Origin of the sequence: Bartonella sp. AA18HLJMS, assembly GCF_042197245.1 — a bacterium.
In the GTDB taxonomy this organism is placed as follows: domain Bacteria; phylum Pseudomonadota; class Alphaproteobacteria; order Rhizobiales; family Rhizobiaceae; genus Bartonella.
This window is the reverse complement of record NZ_JBHIRP010000055.1, coordinates 1-2342: the sequence shown is the minus strand read 5'-3', so window position 1 is coordinate 2342 and position 2342 is coordinate 1. Positions and strand designations below refer to the sequence as shown.

General features: G+C 43.0%; 2 protein-coding genes and 1 pseudogene. All 3 read left to right on the top strand.

The window, feature by feature from the left end; all coding sequences use genetic code 11:
• The first annotated feature begins 3 nt into the window (after nt 1-3).
• Complete coding sequence (locus ACFINW_RS09800) at nt 4-411, top strand: hypothetical protein (RefSeq protein ID WP_375641276.1); 408 nt, start codon at nt 4-6, stop codon at nt 409-411.
• A 180-nt stretch (nt 412-591) separates the two neighbouring features.
• Nucleotides 592-1068 (top strand): hypothetical protein, encoded by a 477-nt coding sequence (locus ACFINW_RS09795; protein WP_375641274.1) that lies wholly within the window; start codon nt 592-594, stop codon nt 1066-1068.
• 21 nt (nt 1069-1089) lie between these two features.
• A pseudogene (locus ACFINW_RS09790) lies at nt 1090-2342 on the top strand (hemagglutinin repeat-containing protein); the annotation flags it as partial.

Sequence of the window (2342 nt, the reverse complement as noted above, 5' to 3'; positions counted from 1 at the left end):
AAAATGAAAATGTTGTTTAATTTATTAAGCCTGCTCATTCTGTTAACGGTTACTGGATGTGATATTGAAAACATTGACAAACCTGCTCCAGGGTACGTGAGTATGTGGGAGAAGGCAGGTGCGGATTCTACTGAGGTAGGAAAAGCCTTATTAGAATGTGGAATGCCGAGTCTTATCGATCCTGATTCAGAAAATAGAAAGCAGAGCATCAATGCAAAAGCAACAACTTATACATGTATGATTCAAGCAGGATTCCGTTATAAAGGGGGAGGGAGTCCGTGTTATACTTTTAAAGAGGAAAACCTTCCCATTTGTCAGCTTGGTGCTGTCATCCCACAGAGAAGTGTTGAGAAGCGCTTAAATAGCCCATTTTGTAAAAGGTATAAAAATGCGGATGAATGCCAACCTTAAGTTTTGCTGTTTGTGATGGTCAACAATCCCTCATCCTTGCCTTCGCTTGAAATGACGGGATTGTTTTCTCAACCAATCATCTCAATATTGTTCACCGTTGTTTTAAGCAGCGGTGACAGAAAATATCAACAGGCTTATGAGCTGTTTTATCGTAAATAAATCCATTGAAAGAGGGAAAAAATGAAGAAAATCTTAAAACTATTGAGTTGCATAGCTCTCTTAAATACAGCTGGATGTGTTAACCAACCTCCTCCATCAACTTTAGCATTATGGGAAAAACCAGGTGTCGATAAAGCGATGATCCAACAATCCTTATCAAAATGTGGTTGGAAACCGGTTTATGCTTCTTCTAGTGATATGAATTCGTATGCGAGTGAATTTGCCTCAGTTTATGAGTGCATGAAAAAAGCAGGTTTCCGGTATAAATTGCAAAATTCAAAAGGGCTCTATTTTACACAACCTCCCAAAAGTGGCTCATTCCTAAGCAATTTAATGATAGCAGGATATCAGCAATTTATGGACAATGACACCTTTGGTGTGACCAACAAAACGAAACAGGAACGGGCTTTACTAACGCATTTTGAGGATGAAAGAAAACGTCAGCAAAAGCAAAAAGCTTTACAAAAGCGATCACCAAAGCGTCCTTCCCATTCTTAAAGAGTTAGTTGGACAAAAAGCACGAATGATGAAGAGAGTTTTGAGCATCAAGGTTCTTCTCTCAATGCGGATGGTAATATCACCATCACTGCCAAGAAAAAAGATGTGACAATTGTTGGCTCTGATCTTGCGGGTGAGAATATTAACCTTTCGGCAGCGCATGATGTGAATGTGCTTGTTGGTCATAATAGCCATAAGTCAAACTCTGTAGAAGAACGGGAAGGCTTTGGGTTTCAGTTTGAAAAGAGCAACAGCGGTGCTTCCTTGGGGGTTGGAATTGCAAGCGCCAAAGATACGGGCGATCAATGGGAAACCACTTCCACACAATCACACATCACGGCACGCCAAGATGTGCAGATTACTGCTGACAATGATGTGAATTTACAAGCAGCCATTGTTGCGGCGGATCGTGATGTCAACATGGATGCCGGCAATAATATCACCCTATCAGAAAGCTATGATACCTCTAACGGCAAAGAGACACATGAAAAGTCTTTTGCTGGTGTGACAACTTCCGTTGATATCGGTGTCCTTGGCACGGTACAAGGCTTAAAAGATTCAGCGGACCGTATGAACAATAAGGATGGCAATAACACCGTTATTAATGGCATACTGACCGGCATGAAAATCAATCACCTCTTTAACAAAGGCAAGAATTTTGTTGATTGGCTGACTGGCAACACAGGAGAAAAGGGGAACATAACCAAAGGACTGAGTAACCCATTAGGAGGATTGGGGGGCTCCACCAAGGATGCTCTTGCCAATATGGCTGGCGCATCTGGCAGTGTAACCGTGGGCTTTAAAACTGAGAAAACAGAAGCCTCTGTTCAAACCTCCACAGCGGTGACAGATAGCATAGAAGGCGGACGCGCTGTTAACATGCATGCCCACGAAGGCAGCATTCATGGTGTTGGCGCTGATATTATCGCTGGTACCAATCCAATCTATGTGCTGGAAAATGATGAACAGAGCGGGAATATCACCATGGGAGCAGGTAAAGATATCATCTTTGAAAGTGCGCAAAACACGCAAAGCACACAAAACCACACGCAAAGCGCTTCAATGAATATTGGGTATAGTTATGGTACCGGTGGTACAGGGTGGATGGGGAATGCTTCTTTTGGTAAAGGCAAGGGTTCCAGTGAGGAGGTTCACCAGAAGAACAGCCATATTATTGGCACCGGCACAGTTCACACAACGAGTGGGGCAAACACCACATTGGCAGGCGCCGTGGTTTCTGGAGAGCGTGTAGAAATGGAAGTAGGGGGTGATTT

Excerpts from the sequence above, each read along its gene's own strand:
- ACFINW_RS09800 (WP_375641276.1), top strand. The coding sequence starts at position 4 with ATGAAAATGTTGTTTAATTTATTAAGCCTGCTCATTCTGTTAACGGTT.
- ACFINW_RS09795 (WP_375641274.1), top strand. The coding sequence starts at position 592 with ATGAAGAAAATCTTAAAACTATTGAGTTGCATAGCTCTCTTAAATACA.